The organism is Oryzihumus sp. JJN4-3R (assembly GCF_057747915.1).
On sequence record NZ_CM173229.1, the window covers coordinates 3,833,818 to 3,856,526 of the forward strand.

Consider the following 22,709-nt stretch of genomic DNA (forward strand, 5'->3'; position numbering starts at 1 on the left):
CCTCAGACCGAGCCGAGCACCGCCGCGACGCCGGAACCGATGGCACCGTCGGCCACGGGGCCGGCGACAGCAGCGCCGGGTCAGCCGCCCACCGGTCGCGGCTACCTGCGACTCGTCCTCGTGCTCGGCGCGCTGATCGCGCTGGGGCCGTTGACGATCGACATGTACCTCCCGGCGCTGCCGAGCCTGACCGCCGACCTGCACACGACGGCGTCCGGCGCGCAGGCCACGATCACCGGGATGCTCATCGGCCTCGGTGCCGGCCAGCTGGTCATCGGCCCGCTCTCGGACGCCTGGGGCCGCCGGGCGCCGTTGATCGCCGGCATGGTCGTCCACCTTGTCGCATCGGTGCTGTGCGTGCTCGCCCCCACCGTCGGCCTGCTCGTGGCGGCCCGCGTGCTCCAGGGCTTCGCCGGGGCCGCGATCTCGGTGGTCTCCCTCGCGGTGGTGCGGGACCTGTTCTCCGGCAACGCCGCCGCGACCCTGCTGTCCCGGCTGATGCTCGTCACCGGCATCGCGCCCATCCTGGCGCCGAGCCTGGGCGGGTTCATCCTGTCGGTCACCACGTGGCGCGGGATCTTCGCAGTCCTCGGCGGCGCCGCGTTCGTCCTGCTCTGGGTCGCCGTCTTCGGCCTGCGCGAGACGCTGCCGCAGGAGCGCCGTCGCCCCGCCCGCCCCACGGCGGTGCTGCGGACCTACTCAGGCCTGCTGCGGGACCGGGAGTTCATGGCGCTGGTGCTGGTGTCCGGGCTCATCTTCGCCACGCTGTTCGCCTACATCTCCGGGGCGTCCTTCGTCCTGCAGGGCGTCTACGGCCTCAGTCCCCGGCAGTTCGCGCTCGCCTTCGGCGCCAACTCCCTCGGCCTGGTCCTGGCCACGCAGGTCAACCCGTGGCTCGTGGCCCGCTTCGGCCCGCGCCGGATCCTGCAGACCGCGGTGCTCGTGGCCACGGGCGCGGCTGTGGTCCTGCTCGCCGGAGGGCTGCTCGGGGTCGGTGGCATGGCGGCCGTCCTCGCGCCGTTGTGGGTGATCATCGCCTGCGCCGGCTTCTCGTTCCCCAACACGCCGGCCCTGGCACTGAGCCGCCACGGCGAGTCCGCCGGCACGGCAGCCGCCCTGCTCGGGGCGGCGCAGTTCGTCATCGGCGGCGTCGCCGCCCCGCTGGTCGGTGCCTTCGGGACCGGCTCGGCGGTGCCCATGGCCGCGGTCATGGTCGTGGCCACCACCTTGGCCAGCATCCTGCTCCTGACCGCGGTGCGCGGCGGGGCCGCCGAGCCGGTCGCGGCCGCCGACGTCGAGGTCGACGCCGCCACCGCGGAGGCCGAGCTCGCCTGCGCCGGCGTGTGACCGGCATACCGGCTGGTGGGTCACGGGCTGGTGGGTGACGGGCTGGTGCGTGGCCCGGGCGCGCCGTGGTGCGTTGACGCGACCTTGACGCGATGTTGATTCCTTGGTCCCTGTCGGAACGGGCTGCGCGGGCCTAGAACGAAGGCATGACCCGTGAGCTTGCCCGTGAGCGCCTGACCTGGCTGGGCGCGGTCGTGGTGCCCTTCCTCGTCTGCCTCGCCGCGGTGCCCTGGCGGGACACCCTCGCGAACACCAGCGTCGCGCTGGTCCTGGTGATCGTCGTCGTGGCGGTGGCCAGCCTGGGCCGGCGCTGGCCGGGCATCGTCGCGGCCGCCTCGGCCGGGATCTGGTTCGACTTCTTCCTGACCCAGCCGTACCAGCGCCTGACCATCGTCTCCGGTGATGACGTCGAGACGTTCATGTTGCTGCTCGCCGTCGGCGTCGCCGTCACCGAGGTGGCGCAGTGGGGTCGTCGCCAGCAGTCTGCGGCCTCGCGTCGCGAGGGCTACCTGCAGGGGCTGGAGACGATCGCCCGGGCCGCTTCGGCGGGGACCAGCTCGCCCTCGTCCCTGGTCCAGGACGCGTGCGAGCACATGGCCGACGTGCTCCACCTCGACCGCTCCCGCTTCGTCTACGACTCCGGCCTGGGCCGCCCCCGCATCGAGGCCGACGGCCGGCTGCGCATCGGGTCGGCCACGCTCGATGCGGACGTCCTCGAGCTTCCGGTCGAGGACGAGACCGAGCTGGTCGTCGAGAGCGGCGGGCGGTTCATGGGCCGGTTCCTGATGACGCCGCTGGCGGGCGCGGCGACCACGCGCGCCGAACGGCTCGTGGCGGTGGCGCTGGCGGCCCAGGTCGGAGCCACCCTGCGCGCCTACGCCGACAGCCACCCCGCCCGGTGAGCCGCGGGGCCAGGTCGGGTCCTGGGGCCGGATACGTCCGGTCGGTCAGAACCCTGAGCCCGATCAGACCGTGAGCCCCTCAGACCTTGAGCCGGTAGCCGATGCCCGGATCGGTGATGAGGTATCGCGGGTGGCTGGGGTCGGGCTCGAGCTTGCGCCGCAGCTGGTTGGCATAGACGCGCAGGTAGTTGGACTCCCGACCGTAGGCGGGACCCCAGGCTGCGCGCAGCAGCTCGGCGTGCGGCACCAGTCGCCCCGGGCTCTGGGCGAGCGCGGCGAGCAGCCGCCACTCGGTGGGGGTCAGCCGGATCTCCTGCCCGTCCCGGGTGGCGCGGTGGTCGCCGAAGTCGAGAGTGAAGGCGTCGGTGACGACCACCGGGGCCTCGGGCTCCTCGCCCGGGCCGCGGCGGACCGCCGCGCGGATCCGCGCCAGGAACTCGTCCATCCCGAACGGCTTGGTGACGTAGTCGTCGGCGCCGGCGTCCAGCGCCTCCACCTTGTCGTCGGACTCCTGGCGCGCCGAGAGGACCACCACCGGCACCTGTGAGTTCTGGCGGATGCGCTGGAGCACCTGGACGCCGTCCATGTCCGGCAGGCCGAGGTCGAGCACGACGACGTCGGGGGTGCGCTCATCCATCACCTGCAGCGCGGAGCGCCCGTCGCCGGCGGACTCGACCTCGTAGTCACGCGCCCGCAGGTTGATCGTCAGCGTGCGCACGATCTGCGGCTCGTCGTCGACCACCAGCACGAACGTCATGAGGCCTCCCTGCCCACGGCGCCCCTGGTCGGGGCAACCTCCGGTGCCAGCTCTGGTGACATCACCTGTGCCTTCTCCGGTGCCTTCTCCGGTGCCTTCTCCGGTGCCTGCTCCGGCGGCAACGTGCCAGCGGGCTGGTCGCCGGCCACGGGCAGCTCTATGACGATGGTCAGCCCGCCGCCGGGGGTGTCCTCGGCCGTCAGCGTGCCGTTCATCGCCTCGGCCAGGCCACGCGCCACGGCCAGGCCCAGCCCGACGCCGGTGCCGCGGGGCACGTCACCGAAGCGCTGGAAGGGGGCGAAGATGCCCTCCTTGGCGCTGTCCGGGACCCCGCTGCCGCGGTCCACCACGCGCAGCTGGAGGTGGCCGCCGATCCGGCTGGCGTTGACCACGACCTCCTGGCGGCCGGGGGAGTGGCGCAGGGCGTTCTCCAGCACGTTGGCGAGGACCCGGTCCAGCAGCCCGGCGTCGGCCAGCGCCGGGGGGAGCTCGTGCGGGATCCACGTGCGGACCCGCTCGCCGTCGGGCAGGGCGGCGACCGTGCCCGTGACCACCTCGTCCAGGTGCACGGGAGCCAGGTGCGGCGCGATGGTCCCGGACTGGAGCCGCGACATGTCCAGCAGGTTGCCGATCAGGGCGTTGAGCCGGTCAGCCGAGGTCTCGATGGACTCCAGCAGCTCGGCCTCGTCCGCCGCCGACCAGGTGACGTCCGTCTGCCGCAGGCTGGACACCGCCGCCTTGATGCCCGCCAGCGGCGTGCGCAGGTCGTGCGACACGGCCGCGAGCAGCGCGGTCCGGGTGCGGTTGTCCTTGGCAAGGGCGCTGGCAGCCCGTGCCTCCTCGACCAGCTCCTCCCGTGTCAGGATCGCCGCGGCGTGGGAGGCGAAGGCGGAGACCAGTCGCCCCTGGCTGGCCGGGGGCACCCGCCCGGTCATGATCAGGAACGTCGTGTCGTTGACCCGCGAGCGCACCTCGGCGCTGTCGACCAACGTCACCTCGAAGCCTTCGGTGGCGGCCAGCACCTCCCACGGCTCACGCACCGAGTCCCGTCGCACCACGGCGGCGGTCCGCATCGAGAAGGTGTCCCTGGCCTGCTCCAGCAGGGTGGGCAGCTGTTCGGGCGTGCCCAGCAGCGAGTGGGCCAGCTGCGCCAGGATCCTCGACTCCCGTTCTGCCGCAAGGGCTTTGGAGGCGCGCAGTGCGCTGAGGTGCACCACTGACGCCACGGAGACTGCCACCAGAACGAACACGACGACGGCCAGCGCGTTGGCGGGGTTGTCGATGGTGAACGTGTGCAGCGGCGGCGCGAAGTAGTAGTTGAGCAGCACGCTGCCGGCGACGGCGGTGAACAGGGCCGGCCAGATACCGCCCACGAGGGCCGAGGCCACGGTGAGGGTGAGGAACAACAACATCTCGAACGGCAGGTCGTGGTGCGCGCGGGTCGAGGCAAGGGCCCACGTCAGGAGCGGCAGGCCGACCAGCGCCATGAGCCATCCGCTGATCGTCCGACCACGGCTGACCGTCCAGTCCGGCAGGACCTGCTGAAGGCCCCGGTGCCGCAGGTCGTGGCTGACCATGTGGACGTCGATCTCGCCCGACCCGGAGACGATGGACTCCCCGACACCGCGCCCGAGCACGGACTGCCATCGGGGGCGGCGACTGACGCCGATCACGATCTGGCTGGCGTTGACGCCTCGGGCGAACTCCAGGACGGCCTCGGCCACGTCGTCCCCGGTGACCGTGTGGAACGTCCCGCCCAGCTCCGCCGTGAGCCGGCGTTGCTCGGCCAGCTGCTCCAGGCTCGCCCCGACCAGGCCGTCCGACCGTGACACGTAGACCGCCACGAGCTCGCCGCCGGCGCCCCGGGAGGCGATCCGGGCGCCACGCCGCAGCAGGGCGTCGGACTCCGGCCCGCCGGTCAGCGCCACGACCACGCGCTCGCGCGCCGGCCACGTCTCGGAGATGCCCTGGTCGTGGCGGTAGCGCTCGAGGGCCTCGTCGACCCGGTCGGCCACCCACACCAGGGCGAGCTCCCGCAACGCCGACAGGTTGCCGACCCTGAAGTAGTTGGACAGCGCCGCGTCGACCTTCTCCGCGGCGTAGACGTTGCCGTGTGCCATGCGGCGGCGCAGGGCCTCGGGGGACATGTCGACGAGCTCGATCTGGTCGGCGGACCGCACGACGTCGTCGGGCACCGTCTCGCGCTGACGCACCCCGGTGATCGACTCGGTGACGTCGTTGAGCGACTCCAGGTGCTGGATGTTGACTGTGGAGATGACGTCGATGCCGGCGTCGAGGACGTCCTCGATGTCCTGCCAGCGCTTCTCGTGTCGGGAACCCGGCACGTTGGTGTGGGCCAGCTCGTCGATCAGCACGACCCGGGGTCGCCGGGCGAGGACAGCGTCCACGTCGAGCTCGCGGAAGGAGGCTCCTCGATACTCGACCTCGCGGGTCGGGACCACCTCGAGCCCCTCGAGCAGCTGGGCGGTGAAGGCGCGCCCGTGTGCCTCGACCAGGCCGACGACGACATCGGTCCCGCGCTCCCGGCGCCGGTGGGCCTCCGAGAGCATGGCCACGGTCTTGCCCACCCCGGGGGCCGCCCCGAGGTAGATGCGCAGTGTGCCGCGTGCCATGGACTGATTCTCGCCCTACACCGCGGCCCGCCGCGCGCGCGAGGCGGCGGTGGGTCGCGGCATACAGGGCTGTTCGGTCACCGGGGAGCTGTCCGTGTCACCTTGAGCCGGGCGAGGCCAGCGAGTCGAGCGCGAGGTTGAGCTCGAGTACGTTGACCCGCGGCTCGCCCAGGAAGCCAAGGCTGCGTCCCTGGCAGTGCGCTCGGACCAGCTTCGTGACCTGCGCGCTGGTCAGCGACCGGGCGGCGGCGACCCGGGGCACCTGCCACAGCGCGTAGGCGAGGGAGATGTGCGGGTCGAGTCCACTGGCCGAGGCCGTCAGGGCGTCGGCCGGGATCGCGCCGGTCGCCTGCGGGTTGGCCTCGAGCAGCGCCGACCTGCGGTCCGTCACCGCCTTGACCTGACGTGGGTCGTCGGCGGGCAGGTTCGACGCAGCGCTCGCGTCGCCGGCGTAGTCGACCGCGGACGGACGGCCCTGGAACCACTGCGCCCCGGTGAAGCCCTGGCCGACCAGGCTCGAGCCGATGACGCTGCCGCGGCGCTCGACGAGGGAGCCGTTGGCTGCCGACGGCGCCACGACCTGCCCTACCCCCCAGAGCACGGCGGGGTAGAGCACCCCGAGCGTCAGGGTGAGCAGGAGCATCATCCGGGCCGAGGCGCCCAGCTGTCGCAGGAAGGAGGTCACGTCAGGTCAGCCCAATCCGGGGAGGTTCGAGACGAGCAGGTCGATGAGCTTGATCCCGATGAACGGGGCGATCACGCCCCCGAGTCCGTACACCAGCAGGTTGCGCCGGAGCATCGCCCCCGCGCCGACGGGTCGGTAGCGAACTCCTCGCAGCGCCAACGGAATCAGCGCCACGATGATGAGGGCGTTGAAGATGACCGCCGACAGCATCGCGGACTCGGGGCTGTGCAGCCGCATGATGTTGAGGGCGCCCAGCCCCGGGAAGACGGCCAGGAACATCGCCGGGATGATCGCGAAGTACTTGGCCACGTCGTTGGCGATCGAGAACGTCGTCAGCGCACCACGGGTGATCAGCAGCTGCTTGCCGATCGCCACCACCTCGATGAGCTTGGTGGGATCGGAGTCGAGATCGACCATGTTGCCTGCCTCCTTGGCGGCCGACGTGCCGGTGTTCATCGCGACGCCGACGTCGGCCTGGGCCAGGGCCGGTGCGTCGTTGGTGCCGTCGCCCATCATGGCCACGAGGCGGCCGCCCTCCTGCTCCTTCCTGATCAGTGCCATCTTGTCCTCGGGCGTGGCCTCGGCGAGGAAGTCGTCGACACCGGCCTCCTTGGCGATGGCCGCGGCGGTGAGCGGGTTGTCGCCGGTGATCATCACGGTGCGGATGCCCATGGCGCGCAGCTCGCGGAACCGCTTGCGCATGCCCTGCTTGACGACGTCCTTGAGATGGACGACGCCCAGCACGACCGCCGGCCCGTCACCGTCGCGGCGGGCGACGACCAGCGGGGTGCCGCCGGACTCGCCGATGTGGTCGACGACCTGCTGCAGCCCCGCCGGCACCCGGGCGCCGCTCTCGAGCACCCACTGCGAGACCGACGTGGTGGCACCCTTGCGGATCCGCACGCCCGAGGGCAGGTCCACCCCGCTCATGCGGGTGGCCGCACTGAAGTCGACGAACTGCGCGCCGTCGGTGGCCAGCTGCTCACCGGAGACCGCATCCTGCTCCGGCAGGTGCGTGCGGGTCAGGTCGACGATCGAGCGCCCCTCCGGAGTCCCGTCGGCCAGGCTGGCCAGGTATGCCGCGTGGGCCAGCTCGGTGTTCGTGGCCCTGCCGATGGTGACGATCTCCGTCGCGTGCCGGTTGCCGAGCGTGATGGTGCCGGTCTTGTCGAGCAGCAGCGTGGAGACGTCGCCGGCGGCCTCGACCGACCGGCCGGACATCGCCAGCACGTTGTGCTGGACGAGGCGGTCCATGCCGGCGATGCCGATGGCCGACAGCAGGGCGCCGATGGTGGTCGGGATGAGGCAGACCAGCAGCGCCACCAGGACGATGATCGACTGCTCCCTGCCGGAGTACGCCGCCAGCGGCTGGATCGCCATCACCGTGACGAGGAAGACGAGGGTCAGCACGACGAGCAGGATGTTGAGCGCGATCTCGTTGGGGGTCTTCTGCCGAGCGGCGCCTTCGACCAGGGCGATCATCCGGTCCAGGAACGTCTCGCCGGGCTTGGTGGCGACCTTCACGACGATCCGGTCCGAGAGCACTGTGGTGCCGCCGGTCACCGCGCAGCGGTCGCCGCCGGACTCGCGGATCACCGGGGCGGACTCGCCGGTGATGGCGGACTCGTCCACGGTCGCGACGCCGTCGACGACGTCGCCGTCGCCCGGGATGACCTCGCCGGCCTCCACGACCACGCGGTCGCCGATGTGCAGCTCGGAGCCGGCCACCGTCTCGGTGCCGCCGTCTGCGAGCAGCCGCCGGGCGACCGTCTCCTTGCGGGCCTTGCGCAGCGTCGCGGCCTGGGCCTTGCCGCGGCCCTCGGCCACGGCCTCGGCGTAGTTGGCGAAGAGGACCGTGACCCACAGCCACGCGGCGATCGAGATCGCGAAGGTCGAGGGGTGCAGCACCGACAGGACGGTCGTGCTCAGCGACCCGACCCAGACCACGAAGATGACCGGGCTGTGGAACAGGTGGCGCGGGTCGAGCTTGACGAACGCCTGCGGAATGGTGGCCACCAGGGTGTGGCGGTTCATGCGAGGGCCTCAGCAATCGGTCCGAGGGCGAGGGCTGGGAAGAAGGTCAGGCCGGCCACGATGACGGCGATGCCGACGAGCAGGCTGACGAAGAGCGGCGTGTGCGTGGGCATGGTGCCGGCGGTGACGGGGCGTCTCTGCTGGGCGGCGAGGGACCCGGCCAGGGCGAGGAGCAGGACGATCGGCAGGAACCGGCCGAGGGCCATGCAGACCCCGAGCGTGAGGTTGAAGAACGGGCTGTCGGCGGTCATCCCGGCGAATGCGCTGCCGTTGTTGTTGGACGCCGAGGCGTAGTTGTAGAGCATCTCGGTCAGGCCGTGCGGGCCACTCGCCAGCAGCGCTGCGCGGCTGCCCGGCAGGGCCAGGGCCAGGCCGGTCCCGGCCAGGACGAGCACCGGCATGACGAGCGTGGTCAGCGCGGCGAGGGTGATCTCCTTGCGCCCGATGGTCTTGCCCAGCCACTCCGGGGTGCGCCCGACCATGAGGCCGGCGATGAAGACCGACAGGGCGACGATGACCAGGGCGCTCGCCAGGCCGGAGCCGACGCCGCCGGGGGAGATCTCGCCGAGCAGCATGTGCAGTGCCAGCAGGCCCCCGCCGAGCGGGCTGTAGCTCTCGTGGAAGGAGTTCACGGCGCCGGTCGAGGTGCCCGTGGTCGACACCGCGAAGATCGAGGACGACCAGACGCCGAAGCGCTGCTCCTTGCCCTCCATCGCCCCGGTCACGGCGCCGGCGGCGTGCGTCTCGGCCCACAGCGTGAGGCCGAGCACCGTGGCCCACAGGGACGCCATCAGCCCGAGGACGGCGTAGCCCTGACGGCGATCGCCGACCATGACGCCGTAGGTGCGCGGCAGCGAGAACGGGATCGCCAGCAGGAGGAAGACCTCGAAGAGGCTGGTCAGTGCGTTGGGGTTCTCGAACGGGTGGGCCGAGTTGGCGTTGAAGAAGCCACCGCCGTTGGTGCCGAGCTCCTTGATCGCCTCCTGGGAGGCGACGAGGCCGCCCTCGATGACCTGCTTCGCGCCACCCAGTGTCGTGACCGTCGTCGGCGCGTCGAGGTTCTGGATGGTCCCGCCGATGATGAGCACGACAGCGGCAACAGCGGCGAGCGGCAGCAGGATGCGCGTGGTGGCGCGGGTCAGGTCGACCCAGAAGTTGCCGAGCCGGTCGGTGCCGACCCGGACGAGGCCGCGGATCAGGGCCACGACCACCGCGAGCCCCGTGGCGGCGGAGGCGAAGTTCTGCACGGTCAGGCCCAGCGCCTGCGTCACTGCCGTCACTCCGGTCTCCCCGGAGTACGCCTGCCAGTTCGTGTTGGTCACGAACGAGATGGCGGTGTTGAACGCCGTGTCCACGTGCATCCCGGACGCTCCCCGCGCCAGCGGCAGGCGCAGCTGGACCAGGATCAGCACGAAGAGCAGCAGGAAGCCCGCGACGGCGAAGGCCACGACCGACACGGCGTAGGTGGTCCAGCGCTGCTCGGCGGAGGGGTTCACCCCGACGACCCGGTAGAGCAGCCGCTCGGCGCGCCAGTGCTTCTCGTCGGCGAAGACGCGGGCCATCCAGTTGCCCAGGGGGACGTGGACGACGGCAAGCGCCACCACGAGCACTCCGATGGTCAGGAGCCCGCTGAGGGTGTCGCCCATCAGAACCTGTCCGGCCGGATGAGGGCGTACACGAGGTACACGATGAGGGCGCCGGCGATGATCCCGGCGACGAGGTTCTCTGTCACCCCCTCAGTACAGCCCCGCTCCCTGCCGCAGGAGCCCTCCGTTGACGCGGCACTGATGCGCCTTGACGTGATCTTGATGCCAGCCCGGAACCGTTGGCCCCGCAGGGCGTTCGGGCGGTGCGTCAGCTCCCCTGACGGTCCAGCTGCTCGTATGTCGCGAGGCTGGGTCCGCGGCTCGCCTGCAGCTCGCGCGCGCCCTCCTCGACCTCCCGCATCACCCGCAGCACGTTGCCGCCGGCCAGCTTGACCAGGTCCTCGTCGGACCAGCCGCGGTCGGCGAGGGCGGCCAGCAGGCGCGGGTAGCCACTGACGTCCTCGAGCCCGACCGGGTAGGTCTCGGTCCCGTCGTAGTCGCCGCCGAGGCCGATGTGGTCGATGCCGGCGACCTCGCGCACGTGCTCGCAATGGGCCACGACGTCCTCGAGGGTGGCCGACGGCTTGGGGTGGGCGACCCGGTAGTCCTGGGTGAACCCCCGGAACGCCTCGTAGTCGGTGGCCTTGACGCCCACCTCGGCCGCCGCGGCCGCCGCCACCCGGCGCCACTCGGCGACGACGGGGGAGACGAACTCCGGCACGAACGTCACCATGCAGACGCCCTCGTTGTCCCGCAGTGAGGTCAGCACGTCGTCGGGGACGTTGCGCGGCACGTCGCAGAGCGCCCTCGCCGAGGAGTGGCTGAAGATCACCGGCACCTCGGTGACCTTGAGCGCGTCGCGCATCGTGTCGGCCGAGACGTGGGACAGGTCCACCAGCATGCCCAGCCGGTTCATCTCGCGGACCACCTCGACGCCGAAGGCCGAGAGGCCGCCGAGCACCGGCTCGTCGGTGGCCGAGTCCGCCCACGGGACGTTGTCGTTGTGGGTCAAGGTCATGTAGCGCACGCCGAGGACGTAGAGCATCCGCAGCGCAGCCAGGGAGCACCCGATCGAGTGCCCGCCCTCGGCGCCCATGAGGGAGGCGATCCGCCCGGAGGCGAAGACGCGCTCCACCTCGTCCGCGGTGCGCGCGAAACCCAGCTCACCGGCATACCGGCCGGTCATCTGGTGCACCGCGTCGACCTGCTCGAGGGTGGCGACCACGGCCGCGTCCCCCTGCAGGGTGCTGGGGACGAAGACCGACCAGAACTGCGCCCCGACCCCGCCTGCGCGCAGGCGCGGCACGTCGGTGCTGGTCGTGCCGACCGGGCCGGCGATGTCGAGGCGCTCGAAGTCGTAGCCGGCCTGCTCGCGGGCCTCCCACGGCAGGTCGTTGTGCCCGTCCACCAGCGGGTGGTGGCGCAGCAGCTCGGTGACGCGGGCGAGGGCGGCGGGGGAGTCGGGCATTCCGTCATTCAACCGCAGCCCATCTATGGTTGACGCCATGACCTCCCTGCCTTCCCCCACTGCGCGCAGCGTCGCCCTCGTGACGCTCGGCTGCGCCCGCAACGAGGTCGACTCCGAGGAGCTGGCCGGTCGGCTGGCCTCCGAAGGCTGGACTCTGGTGGACGACGCCGCCGAGGCCGACGTCGCCGTGGTGAACACGTGCGGGTTCGTCGAGCAGGCCAAGAAGGACTCGATCGACGCCCTGCTCGAAGCCTCCGACCTCAAGGGGGAGGGTCGCACCCAGGCGGTCGTCGCCGTGGGGTGCCTGGCAGAGCGGTATGGCGAGCAGCTCGCCTCCCAGCTGCCCGAGGCCGACGCCGTGCTGGGCTTCGACTCCTACACCGACATGTCCAGCCACCTGTCCGCGATCCTGAACGGGCACAAGCCCGCCTCGCACACCCCTTCGGACCGGCGCCGGCTGCTGCCGCTGTCCCCGGCCAGCCGCCAGGAGGGCTCGGGGTCGGTGGCCCTGCCGGGTCACGGCTCGGCGCCGGGGGCGGCCCCCGAGACGAAGGCCCCCGAGACCGTCACGATCGAAGGCCCGGTCCCCGCGAGCGGGCCGCGCGTCATCCGGGCCCGGCTCGACGGCCGTCCGTGGGCGCCGCTGAAGATCGCCTCCGGCTGCGACCGGCGGTGCGCGTTCTGCGCGATCCCGATGTTCCGCGGGGCGTTCGTCTCGCGCCGCCCCTCCGACGTCCTCGCCGAGGCACGCTGGCTCGGCGAGCACGGGGTCAAGGAGATCTTCCTCGTCAGCGAGAACTCCACGTCCTACGGCAAGGACCTCGGCGACCTGCGCCTGCTGGAGACGATGCTGCCCGAGCTCGTCGCCGTCGACGGGATCGAGCGGGTGCGGGTGTCCTACCTCCAGCCGGCCGAGATCCGCATGGACCTGCTCGACGTCATGGCGGCCACGCCGGGGGTCGTGCCCTACTTCGACATCTCCTTCCAGCACGCCAGCGAGCCGCTGCTGCGCCGGATGCGCCGGTTCGGCTCGCGCGAGGCGTTCCTGGAGCTCATCGACCAGGTGCGGGCCCGCGCCCCCCTGGCCGGTATCCGCTCCAACGTCATCGTCGGCTTCCCCGGCGAGACCGAGCAGGACGTCGCCGAGCTGGAGGCGTTCCTGAGCGCCGCCCGCCTGGACGTGACCGGCGTGTTCGGCTACTCCGATGAGGACGGCACCGAGGCCGAGACCTACGACGGCAAGCTGCCCGAGGAGGTCGTGGCCGAGCGCCTGGCGCACTTCACCTCTCTGGTGGAGGAGCTGAACCTCCAGCGCGCCGAGGAGCGGATCGGCGAGGTGCTCGAGGTGCTCGTGGAGGAGGCCGACGACGAGGAGGTCAGCGGTCGCGCCGCGCACCAGGGGCCAGATGTCGACGGCGTGACGCTGCTCGAGCTCGCCGAGGGGGCGCCGCTCCCGGCGGTCGGCGACCTCGTGACGGCTCGCGTCATCGCCACCGAGGGGATCGACCTGGTCGCGGAGCCGGTGTGAACGCCGCCCTGCCCACGCCCGACGGGCCCGCTCCCGACCCGGACGAGCCGGTCGTCCTCGGCGAGCCCCCGCAGCAGCCGAGCCCCTGGAACATCGCCAACGCGCTGACCGTCCTGCGGATCCTGCTCGTGCCGCTGTTCGGCTGGCTTCTGCTGCTCGACCACGGGACCCAGGCGAAGTGGCGGATCGCCGCCGCGCTGGTGTTCGGCGTGGCCTTGCTGACCGACCGCATCGACGGTGACATCGCCCGGCGGCGCAACCTGGTCACCGACTTCGGCAAGGTCAGCGACCCGATCGCCGACAAGGCGCTCATGGGCATGGCCCTGGTCGGGCTGTCCCTGCTCGACGAGCTCCCGTGGTGGGTGACCATCGTCGTGCTGGCCCGCGAGCTCGGCATCACCGTGCTGCGCTTCTTCGTCATCCGGCACGGCGTCATCCCCGCCAGCCGTGGCGGCAAGCTCAAGACCGGTGTCCAGGCCGTCGCCATCGGGCTGTACGTCCTGCCGCTGCCCGGCCCCTGGCATGCGGTCGCCGTGGTCGCGATGGCGCTCGCCGTCATCGTCACGGTCCTCACCGGTCTGGACTACGTCGCCCGGGCGCTCACCCTGCGCCAGACCAGCCCGCGCGCCGAGGCCAAGCGGGCCCGCCGCGCGGCGCGGGAGGCGGCCAAGGCGGCCGAGCAGGCAGCGGCGAGCGGGCGCGAGACGCCATGACCGACCTGGGGGGAGTGGGCGACCGGTCCGCAGCCGGCCAGGACCTGTATGCCGCGTCGGCAGACCTGGTCTCCCGGCTCACCGCTCGGGGCGAGACGGTGGCCAGCGCGGAGTCGCTCACGGGTGGGCTCGTCGCCGCATCGCTGACCGACGTGCCCGGCTCCTCGGTCGTGGTCCGCGGCGGGGTGGTCGCCTACAACAGCGAGGTCAAGGCGGGCGTCGTCGGCGTCGATGCCGGCCTGCTGGCTGCGGTCGGAGCCGTCGATGCGACCGTGGCCGAGCAGATGGCGTGCGGCGTCCGGGACCGGCTGGGGGCGACCTATGGCCTGGCGACGACCGGCGTGGCCGGGCCTGACCCGTCCGAAGGGAAGGCGGTCGGCACCGTGTTCGTGGCGGTTGCCGGGCCGCACACCACCCGCGTGCGCTCGTTGCTGCTGGAGGGGGACCGGCCCGCCATCCGTCGTCAGTCCGTGGCCGCGGTCCTGGAGCTGCTGGCGCAGGAGCTGCTCGACGAGCGTGACCTCGGTAGTGGTGGCACCGGCCCGTAGTGGCAACAACAACGGCGGCAGCTCGGGCCGGCGGGTGCGTGCGCCTTGGTCGGCATGCTCGCCGAGGCAGCGATGGTGTCCCTGGTGCCACGTGCTGATGGCCGTCCGCGGTCGCCAGGGTGTCGTCGGATAGGACCGGGGAAGAGGACTTGCACCCCGGGAGTTGACCCTGACGTGGGAGGGCAATCGCCGGTCCCGCAGGCGCTACCCCGAGGCGTCGCGGTACCGTGGGGCAGCATCGCAAGTCCGAGCCGTGAGAAGGAGGCGTCATGATCTTGCTTCGTCGTGAACTCGGTGACGTTCTCCGTGAGCAGCGTCAGGCTCAAGGTCGCACCCTGCGCGAGGTCTCTGCCTCGGCGTCGGTCTCGCTCGGCTACCTGAGCGAGGTGGAGCGCGGTGAGAAGGAGGCCTCCTCCGAGCTGCTCGCCTCGATCTGCGGTGCCCTCAACCTGCCGCTGTCGCAGGTCCTCAGCCACGTCTCCGACCGGGTTGCCGAGTCCGAGGCGATGAGCGCTCCGGTGGCCCTGCCGGTCACGCCGATCTCCGGCCGCCTGGTCTCCGCCTCCGCCGCCTGATCGTCACGCAGGCTGACCGTCGGGCCGCCTGAATCACGCCGCCTGATCGCCCGCGTCGTGCGATATTCGCGCCGCGTGGTGGTCGGGCCGCCAGATCTCCCGCGCCGGGTGATGGCCGCGCCCGTGTGACCATCGCGCCGTGTGACCATCGCGCCGCGCGGTGGTCGGCCGCCTGATCGCCTGGGTCGGGTGATGGCCGCGGCGGGCCGGGTGATCCACGCGCCGTCTGATGGTCGGGCCGCCAGATCGCCCGCGTCGGGTGATGGCCGCGCCGCCTGAAGGTCGAACTGGCGAACGAATGCGTCCTGTCTGATCTTCGCGCGAGGGGTCCGTGCCAGCCCACCCTGTGCTGGGGTCAAACCGGCCTTCGGGCATTCCGCTGGCCCTGCCGTCGATCGGCCGGGTGCGGGGCGGGTGCCCTAGAGGTGCCAGGTGACGCCGGTGTCGGTGACCGTGGCGGTCAACCCTCGCTGGTGCACGATCGTGTGGTGCCGCCCGCACAACAACGCCGCGTTGAGCCGGTCCGTGGGCCCGCCGTCGACCCAGTGGGTGACGTGGTGCCCGTCGCACCACCACGGCGGGACCGTGCAGCCCGGGATCGTGCACCCTTGGTCGCGCAGCCACAGGTACCTCAGCTGCGCCGGCGTGAACAGCCGCCGGGCCCTTCCCAGGTCGAGGATCTCCCCGTCGGTGCCGCGGGTAACCGGGATGATCCCGGCGTCGCAGGCGATCCTGCGGACCGTCTCCGGGCCCAGGAGGGTCCCGTTCCCCAGCACCGTCCCGGCCCCGCAGGCGTCCCGCAGCTGCTCGTGGTCCATCGTCACGTAGACCATCGCCTTGGGCTGGGAAGAGACATCCTCCCCCGCGGCCGCCGACCGCCGGCACACCTCCACCAACGCATCCCCGCGTCGCTGGTCCGAGCTCCTGAGGTCGCTGACCCCGTCCGCGGGTTGCGGCGCGGACAGCGGCCCGATTGCCGCCTCCAGCACGCTCGCGCCCTCGGGGTCCAGCCGCAGCAGGTACTCGACCATCCCGTCATCGCTGCGGGGCTGGGACAGGCTCACCCCGTGCTTGAGCCGGTCCTGACGCACCTGGAACTCCCCCTCCCGGCCGTGCTCGGCGATGATCCGCTCCCGCAACCCCCGCACCCCCGACGGCCCCTCGGTCGCCGCCAGGTGCAAGAACCCCTCCCACACCGTCGGCATCGCCTCACGTGTCAACCGCGGCGCCAGCTTGTGCATCTCCGCCAGCGCCACCGCCGCCCCACGCACCCCGACCCGCCCCGACAGCGCGCACGACCGCAGCCGCTGCACACTCCCGTGGTCGAGCACCTGCCCAGCAGCCACCGGCCGCCCCGTGCACGCCGTGGCCACGGTGACCAGGTCCTTGACCCCACCACAGCGATACGACGGAGCCCACTCCAGCACCCACGCCGCCGCCGACGCGTGCGACGAGGTCACCTCGCCGCGCTCGACCGCCTCACCCAGCACCGTCACCTGGGCCGCCTCGACCAGGCGCCGCAACTCATCCAGCCCGCCCATCGCCGGCCCCAGATCCGACCCCTGGCACTCATGGACGACCTCGACCAGCCCGGTCAGCGCGCGCACCGCGGCTCCCACCGCGGCGAACCGCTCCGCGAACGACGCGACGTCGCCACCAGTGCCCTGCGCGCCCGCAGCCGCGGGGAGATCCCCGCAACCGGGCACACCACCGGAGCCGCTGGCCGCGGCCCCTTGGTGACGATCCCCCTGGTGCATGATTCGAACATACATTCGACCACTGACAGGCCTTCGTCCTCGACATGGCTCGCCGACCGGACTTCGGCGCGGCCTCGCCGACCGGCATCTGGCCTTGACGCCCCCGCCGTGTGCCGCCCCCGGCCCCTGCCTCACGGGCCCCGGGACGACCCGCGGCCGTGCGGGTGCTTCGCCGGCTATCTTCACCGGACGCCGAGCGCAGCTCGGCATGCGGCACGCACGCTTGTCCGGTGCGGGCATACGGACTGGGTTCTGTCGTGATCGTGGGGGCGGGCGGGCTACCGGCGGTAGCCGCCGGGGGACCGCCGCCGGCTGGAGCCCAGCGGGCGCTGGGGGCTGCCGTCGTCGGTCGGCCCGAGCCCGCCCTGGCAGCTCGGGCAGTAGAACATCGTGCGGTCCTGCGGGGGCTCGCCGATCATCGCGACGCGGATTGCCTGACCGCAGCGGCGGCACGGACGGCCGGACCGCGCGTGGGCGTAGCTCGTCTCACCGGGTCGGGTGCTCCCGGTGCTGGTCTGGACGGCACCGCGCCGTGCGACGTCCAGCAACCGGCTGGCCCGCTCCACGAGGCCGGTGAGGGCGGCGTCGCTGAGCTCGCCGACCGGGGTCCACGGGTGCAGCCGCTGGAGGAAGAGGGACTCGGCGGCCCAGAGCGTGCCGATGCCGGCGAGGTTGCGCTGGTCCAGCAGGGCGGCGCCGATGGGGGTGTCCGGCGACCGGCGCAGGTTGCTCAAGGCCAGCTCGGCGTCCCAGTCGGGGCCCAGCAGGTCGGGGCCCAGGTGCCCGACGAGGGAGCTCTCGTCGGCGGTGCGGACAAGGTCGAGCATGCCCAGACGCAGCCCCAGGGCGGTCCATCGCTCGGTGCCGAGGACTGCGCGCAGCCGGTCGTTGGACAGCTGTCGTCGCGTGAGTGACGCCGTGGCCTCGACGCGCCACTGACCCTCCATGCGCAGGTGGCTGTGCAAGGTCACGCCGGAGTCGAGGCGTTGCAGGATGTGCTTGCCCCGGCTGAGCACTTCGAGGGTCGTGGCACCGCGCAGGTCAACGGTGGCCAAGGCCGGCCAGCGCAGGTCGGCCACCTCGAGGGGCTGGCCGCTCAGCGCCTGGTCGAGGCGATGTGCGGTGCGCCAGACGGTGTCGCCCTCAGGCACAACCCGCCTCCACCACCGCGGGCGTGCCCCACCAGGCGGTGCCGACGGAAAGAACAGACTGGTGCGTCATCGACGGAGCCGTAGACCGCGCGGTGTGGCGTGGAACCCGGCCTCGGCCAGCGCGGCGGCCAGCGGGTGGTCGGAGCCGAGCACGGCACCGCCGTCAGCCTTCTCCACCGTGAGGCGACCGAGGGCCCCCTCGCGCACCGCCAGCGCCAGTGCGTCGGCGGCGGCCTGGAGGACGGCCGGCTCCTCGGACCAGGACAGCAGCGTCTTGCCTCCGCGCTCGACGTAGATCGCCAGCGCGCCATCGACGAGGACCACCAGGGCGCCGGCCTTGCGCCCCGGCTTGTGTCCGGCGGTCTCACCGGCCCGCTCGGGCCAGTGCAGCGCCGCGCCGTAGGGGTTGGCGGGGTCGGAGGCGGCCAGGACGACGGCTGCAGGCCCAGCCGGGGTCCGCGGACCGCGACGCCCCGCTGCCCACGCGCCGGCACCGGGAGCCGAACCCGCGCGAGCGCCGGGTCCAGCACCAGAGCCAGGTCCGGAACCGAACCCTCCAGAGCCGCGCACGGGCGCACCGGGGGCGTCCGACCCCCACGGGTCTGCATTGCCCATCGCCGCAGGAGCCCACGACTCCTGGGTCTCCGGCAGCGGCCGGCTGAACGCCCGCAGTCGGTCGACCGCCCCGGTCGTGGCGAACTGGGCCGCACCCAGGCCCTCGACGAAGTAGCCCCGCCGCACCCGCCCGGACTCCTCGGCGGCGGCGAGCACGCGGTAGACGCCGGCGAACCCGCCGGTCACGCCCTCGGCAACCACGGACCCGCGCGTCACGACGCCGTAGCGGTCGAGGAGCACCTCGGCCGTGGCGTAGGACCGGACCGTGGCGTCCGGCTCGACCTCGGGAAGCAGCGACCACCGGCCGGCGGCCGTGGGCGGCCCGGAGCGCGCGGGGAGAGCCGGCCGCCCGCCGGCCGGGCGTCGCCCACCCGAGAGCGCGCCGAGGCTTCCCATACGGCCGGAGTAACGCGTCGAACGCGGGGCAGTACGTCGGGGCTTGTGCGCCGTGCGGCCACCGGAGAGCAGCGCGCGCAGCGGCGTCAGGGTGTCGTTGGAGACGTGACCCGACCACACGAGGTCCCAGAGCACCTGGGTCAGTGCGGCGTCGTCGGTGCTGCCGACCGCGTCGGAGAGCGTCCGGAAGAAGAACGCGCCGCCACCTGCGAGGGCGTCGAGGACCGCCCGGTGCATCTCGTCCAGCTCCAGGGAGGCGTCGGGCTCGGCCAGGGTCAGGTGCGCGGTCTCGGCCAGGTGCAGCGAGACCCAGCCGTCGTCGCCGGGCAGGGCGGCGTGACCGCGCCAGATCACCTCGCCGGAGGCCGTCAGCTCGTCGAGCAGGGCCGGGGAGTAGTCGCTGACCCGGCTCGGCAGCACCAGCGTCTCGACGGCGCTGGCCGGCAGCACCGCGCCGGCGAGCTGCTCGACCGCTCGCATCACCCCCTCGACGCCGCGGAGCCCTGACCCGACTCCCTGCCAGGCGGGCAGGAACCGGGCCAGGTCGACCGGCGGCACCGGCTCCACCTCGGCACGCAGCGCCGCGAGCGACCGGCGGCGCAAGGTGCGCAGCACCTCGGCGTCGCAGTAGTCGGTGCCGTGGGCGCCTCCGCCGGCCTCGACGGGGCGCAGCTCGCCCTCGATGAGCCGGCCGGCGCCGACGAGGCGCTGCACGGCGACCCCGACGACCGCGGTGCCCAGCCCGAACCAGGTCGCCACGTCGTGCAGGGTGAACGGGCCGTGCGTGCGGGCGTATCGGGCGACCAGGTCGCCGAGCGGGTCCGGCACCGCCTCGAGGAAGACCTCGGGCACCCCGACCGGCACGGCCACCCCAAGTGCATCCCGCAGCCGTCCGGCGTCCTCGATCGCGGCCCAGCGCTCCTCGCTGGCGACCCGCACCCGGATGAGGCGCCGGTCGCTCTCCAGGTCGACCAGCCAGCTGGAGACCTCCTTGGTGCTGGCGCCCTCGACACAGCGCTCGTGGATGGCCCCCAACGGCAACGCCCCCAGCACCCGCACGAGGTCGGCCACGTCCTCGGCGTCCCGTGCCCGCCGTCCCTCGGCCAGGCGCTGCAGCTCGGCCTCGGTGCGCGCCAGCTCGGCCGGGTCGAGCAGGTCGCGCAGGGCGGCTCCCTCGCCTCGGCCCAGGAGCTCGGCCAGCAAGGTGGGGTCCAGTGCCAGAGCCGCCGCGCGGCGCTCGGCCAGCGGGGAGTCGCCCTCGTAGAGGAACTGCGCGACGTAGCCGAACAGCAGGGACCGTGCGAACGGCGAGGGTGTCGGCGTCTCCACCTCGACGAGCCGCACCGACCGCGACCCGATGTCTCGCATGAGCGAGGACAGTCCCGGCACGTCGAAGACGTCCTGGACGCACTCGCGCACGGTCTCGAGGATGATCGGGAACGAGGCGTACTTGCTGGCCACCTCCAGCAGCTGGGCCGCCCGCTGGCGTTGCTGCCACAGGGCCTGTCGGCGGTCCGGCCGGCGGCGGGGCAGCAGCAGCGCCCGTGCCGCACACTCGCGGAACCGGGAGGCGAACAGCGCGGAGCCGCCGATCTCGGCGGTGACGAGGTCATGCACCTCGTCGGGGTCGAGGGCGATCAGGCCGAGCAGCTCGGCCCCCACCGTCGCCGCCCCCTCCTCGAACTCGATGTCGGGCAGCCGGAAGACGATGCCGTCGTCGCCGTGCATCGCCTGCACATCGACGCCGAAGCGCTCCCGCATCCTGGCCGAGACGCACAGCGCCCACGGCGCATGCACCTGCGCGCCGAACGGGGAGTGCACCGCCACCCGCCAGTCGCCCAGCTCGTCGCGGAACCGCTCCACGACGATCGTCCGGTCGTCGGGCACGTGCCGCGTGGCTTCCCGCTGCTCGTCCAGGTAGGTCAGCAGGTTGTCGGCGGCCCACTCGTCCAGGCCGGTCGCGCGCACCCGCTCGCGCGCCGCCTCGGGCTTGGCCGCCACGATCTCGCGGACGAACTCGCCCACCGCGCGACCCAGCTCGGCCGGCCGGCCCAGCGAGTCGCCCTTCCAGAACGGCAGCTTGCCCGGCTGGCCCGGCGCCGGGGTGACCAGCACCCGGTCGTGCGTGATGTCCTCGATCCGCCAGGCGGAAGAGCCGAGCGTGAACACATCACCGACACGCGACTCGTAGACCATCTCCTCGTCGAGCTCGCCGACCCGGCGGCCGGTGCCCTCCCCGGTGGCGAGGAACACGGCATACAGGCCGCGGTCGGGGATGGTGCCCCCGGAGGTGACCGCGAGCCGCTGGGCGCCCGGCCGCCCGCTCAAGGTGCCGCTGATGCGGTCCCAGACCAGGCGTGGGCGCAGCTCGGCGAACTCGTCGCTGGGATAGCGCCCGGAGAGCATGTCGAGCACGGACTCCAGGATCGAGCGCGGCAGCGTGGCGAAGGGGGTCGCCCGGCGGACCAGCGCCTCGAGGTCGTCGACCGCCCACTCGTCCATCGCGGTCATCGCCACGACCTGCTGGGCGAGCACGTCGACGGGGTTGGCGGGCACCCGCAGCGACTCGATGCCCCCGGCGCGCATCCGGTCCACGACCACCGCGGTCTGGACGAGGTCGCCGCGGAACTTCGGGAACACCACGCCCCGCGAGACCGCGCCCACCTGGTGCCCGGCCCGACCGACCCGCTGCAGGCCACTGGCCACGCTCGGAGGCGACTCCACCTGGACGACGAGGTCGACCGCACCCATGTCGATGCCGAGCTCCAGGGAGCTGGTCGCGACGACGGCCGGCAGGCGCCCGGCCTTGAGGTCGTCCTCGATGAGCGCGCGCTGCTCCTTGCTCACCGAGCCGTGGTGCGCCCGGGCCAGCACCGGCGCCGCGCCGCGGCTGGCACCCGCCTGTGCCATCAGCTCTGCGGGGGTATGCCGTGCCGTCGCCTCCGCGGGCGGCTCACGGTCCCCCTCGCCGGCGGCTTCCGCCGCGGCCTCCAGACGCTCCTCCCAGATCTCGTTGAGCCGGGCGGTGAGCCGCTCGGCGAGGCGCCGGGAGTTGGCGAAGACCAAGGTGGAGCGGTGCTCGGCGATGAGGTCGACGATCCGCTCCTCGACGTGGGGCCAGATCGAGGCGCGTCGCTCGGCGCCCGCCGCGGGGCCGGACAGGTCGCCGGTGACCTCGCCCAGCGACGACATGTCGGCGATGGGGACGACCACCTGCAGGTCCCACTCCTTGGTGGACTCCGGCTGCACGATCGAGACGGGCCGGCCGCCGGCGAGGTAGCGCGCCACCTCCTCGACCGGACGCACGGTCGCCGACAGGCCCACGCGCTGGGCCGGCTTGTCCAGCAAGGCATCCAGCCGCTCCAGGCTGAGGGCCAGGTGGGCCCCGCGCTTGGTGCCGGCGACGGCGTGGACCTCGTCGAGGATCACCGTCTCGACGCCCGCGAGGGACTCGCGCGCCTTGGACGTCAGCAGCAGGAAGAGCGACTCCGGGGTCGTGATGAGCACGTCGGCCGGCTGCCGGGCGAAGACGCGGCGCTCGGCCGCGGTGGTGTCGCCGGAGCGCACCGCCACGCTGACCTCCGGCTGCGGCAGGCCGAGGCGGCTGGCGGCGTGGCCGATGCCGACCAGGGGGGAGCGCAGGTTGCGCTCCACGTCGACGGCCAGTGCCTTCATCGGGGAGATGTAGAGGACCCGGCAGCGCTTGAGCGCCTCCGCCGGCGGGGGAGTGGAGGCCAGCCGGTCCAGGGCCCACAGGAACGCCGAGAGCGTCTTGCCCGAGCCGGTCGGCGCCACGACCAGGGTGTGGTCGCCGGAGCTGATCGCGTCCCACGCGCCGGCCTGGGCGGTCGTGGGCGCGGCGAAGGAGCCCCGGAACCACTCGCGGGTGGCCGGGGAGAAGCGGTCGAGGACGTCGGCGCTCATCGTGGGAGACAGCCTGCCACCCGCCGCCGACAGCGGCGCGACGCCGACCGCCGAAACCTCGTGGACCCCCGGGGAGTCGTCGTCCTAGCC

Annotated in this window: 16 protein-coding genes; 6 read left to right on the plus strand and 10 right to left on the minus strand. The window is 72.8% G+C overall.

Features of this window, described 5'->3' with window-relative positions; translation table 11 throughout:
• The first annotated feature begins 39 nt into the window (after positions 1 to 39).
• Both AC3ANM_RS18295 and AC3ANM_RS18300 read left to right on the plus strand, forming a co-directional pair.
• Entirely contained in the window at positions 40 to 1,347 is a 1,308-nt protein-coding gene (locus tag AC3ANM_RS18295; protein ID WP_488285840.1) for a multidrug effflux MFS transporter, read from the plus strand.
• A gap of 146 nt (positions 1,348 to 1,493) precedes the next feature.
• Positions 1,494 to 2,249, plus strand: a complete 756-nt coding sequence (locus AC3ANM_RS18300; protein ID WP_488285841.1) for a DUF4118 domain-containing protein — start codon at positions 1,494 to 1,496, stop codon at positions 2,247 to 2,249.
• A gap of 79 nt (positions 2,250 to 2,328) precedes the next feature.
• Here the strand turns inward: AC3ANM_RS18300 and AC3ANM_RS18305 are convergent, their stop codons facing one another.
• From AC3ANM_RS18305 to AC3ANM_RS18335, 7 genes are all read right to left on the minus strand, one after another.
• The gene (locus tag AC3ANM_RS18305) at positions 2,329 to 3,006 is read right to left on the minus strand and encodes a response regulator transcription factor (protein ID WP_488285842.1); all 678 of its coding nucleotides are present in this window, start codon (positions 3,004 to 3,006) and stop codon (positions 2,329 to 2,331) included.
• Positions 3,003 to 5,639 (minus strand): ATP-binding protein, encoded by a 2,637-nt coding sequence (locus AC3ANM_RS18310; RefSeq protein WP_488285843.1) that lies wholly within the window; start codon positions 5,637 to 5,639, stop codon positions 3,003 to 3,005. The genes AC3ANM_RS18305 and AC3ANM_RS18310 overlap by 4 nt, the downstream gene beginning before the upstream one ends.
• Positions 5,640 to 5,736: 97 nt before the next feature.
• A complete protein-coding gene (kdpC, locus tag AC3ANM_RS18315) occupies positions 5,737 to 6,324 on the minus strand; it encodes a potassium-transporting ATPase subunit KdpC (protein ID WP_488285844.1) in 588 nt (195 codons plus the stop codon).
• A 6-nt stretch (positions 6,325 to 6,330) separates the two neighbouring features.
• Complete coding sequence (gene kdpB / locus AC3ANM_RS18320) at positions 6,331 to 8,358, minus strand: potassium-transporting ATPase subunit KdpB (protein ID WP_488285845.1); 2,028 nt, start codon at positions 8,356 to 8,358, stop codon at positions 6,331 to 6,333.
• Complete coding sequence (gene kdpA, locus AC3ANM_RS18325) at positions 8,355 to 10,004, minus strand: potassium-transporting ATPase subunit KdpA (RefSeq protein ID WP_488285846.1); 1,650 nt, start codon at positions 10,002 to 10,004, stop codon at positions 8,355 to 8,357. The genes kdpB and kdpA overlap by 4 nt, the downstream gene beginning before the upstream one ends.
• Positions 10,004 to 10,090 carry a K(+)-transporting ATPase subunit F gene (kdpF, locus tag AC3ANM_RS18330; RefSeq protein WP_488287979.1) on the minus strand — a complete coding sequence of 29 codons (87 nt, stop codon included), beginning with the start codon at positions 10,088 to 10,090 and terminating at the stop codon, positions 10,004 to 10,006. Before kdpF ends, kdpA begins: the two co-directional genes overlap by 1 nt.
• 122 nt (positions 10,091 to 10,212) lie before the next feature.
• Entirely contained in the window at positions 10,213 to 11,412 is a 1,200-nt protein-coding gene (locus AC3ANM_RS18335; RefSeq protein ID WP_488285847.1) for a dipeptidase, read from the minus strand.
• A gap of 37 nt (positions 11,413 to 11,449) precedes the next feature.
• On the opposite strand from AC3ANM_RS18335, the gene rimO reads away from it, so the two are divergent.
• The 4 genes from rimO to AC3ANM_RS18355 all read left to right on the plus strand — a co-directional run bounded on the left by rimO (position 11,450) and on the right by AC3ANM_RS18355 (position 14,776).
• Positions 11,450 to 12,940, plus strand: coding sequence for a 30S ribosomal protein S12 methylthiotransferase RimO (gene rimO, locus AC3ANM_RS18340; protein ID WP_488285848.1), 1,491 nt, complete (start codon positions 11,450 to 11,452; stop codon positions 12,938 to 12,940).
• A complete protein-coding gene (pgsA, locus tag AC3ANM_RS18345; protein WP_488285849.1) occupies positions 12,937 to 13,653 on the plus strand; it encodes a CDP-diacylglycerol--glycerol-3-phosphate 3-phosphatidyltransferase in 717 nt (238 codons plus the stop codon). The genes rimO and pgsA overlap by 4 nt, the downstream gene beginning before the upstream one ends.
• Positions 13,650 to 14,201 carry a CinA family protein gene (locus tag AC3ANM_RS18350; RefSeq protein ID WP_488285850.1) on the plus strand — a complete coding sequence of 184 codons (552 nt, stop codon included), beginning with the start codon at positions 13,650 to 13,652 and terminating at the stop codon, positions 14,199 to 14,201. The genes pgsA and AC3ANM_RS18350 overlap by 4 nt, the downstream gene beginning before the upstream one ends.
• A 269-nt stretch (positions 14,202 to 14,470) precedes the next feature.
• Positions 14,471 to 14,776 carry a helix-turn-helix domain-containing protein gene (locus AC3ANM_RS18355; RefSeq protein ID WP_488285851.1) on the plus strand — a complete coding sequence of 102 codons (306 nt, stop codon included), beginning with the start codon at positions 14,471 to 14,473 and terminating at the stop codon, positions 14,774 to 14,776.
• A gap of 419 nt (positions 14,777 to 15,195) precedes the next feature.
• Here the strand turns inward: AC3ANM_RS18355 and AC3ANM_RS18360 are convergent, their stop codons facing one another.
• From AC3ANM_RS18360 to AC3ANM_RS18370, 3 genes are all read right to left on the minus strand, one after another.
• On the minus strand, positions 15,196 to 16,533 hold the full coding sequence (locus AC3ANM_RS18360) for an HNH endonuclease signature motif containing protein (protein ID WP_488285852.1): 1,338 nt from the start codon (positions 16,531 to 16,533) through the stop codon (positions 15,196 to 15,198).
• Between the two features lie 278 nt (positions 16,534 to 16,811).
• Entirely contained in the window at positions 16,812 to 17,684 is an 873-nt protein-coding gene (locus AC3ANM_RS18365; protein ID WP_488285853.1) for an Fpg/Nei family DNA glycosylase, read from the minus strand.
• A gap of 66 nt (positions 17,685 to 17,750) precedes the next feature.
• Entirely contained in the window at positions 17,751 to 22,619 is a 4,869-nt protein-coding gene (locus AC3ANM_RS18370) for an ATP-dependent helicase (RefSeq protein WP_488285854.1), read from the minus strand.
• Positions 22,620 to 22,709: the final 90 nt, after the last annotated feature.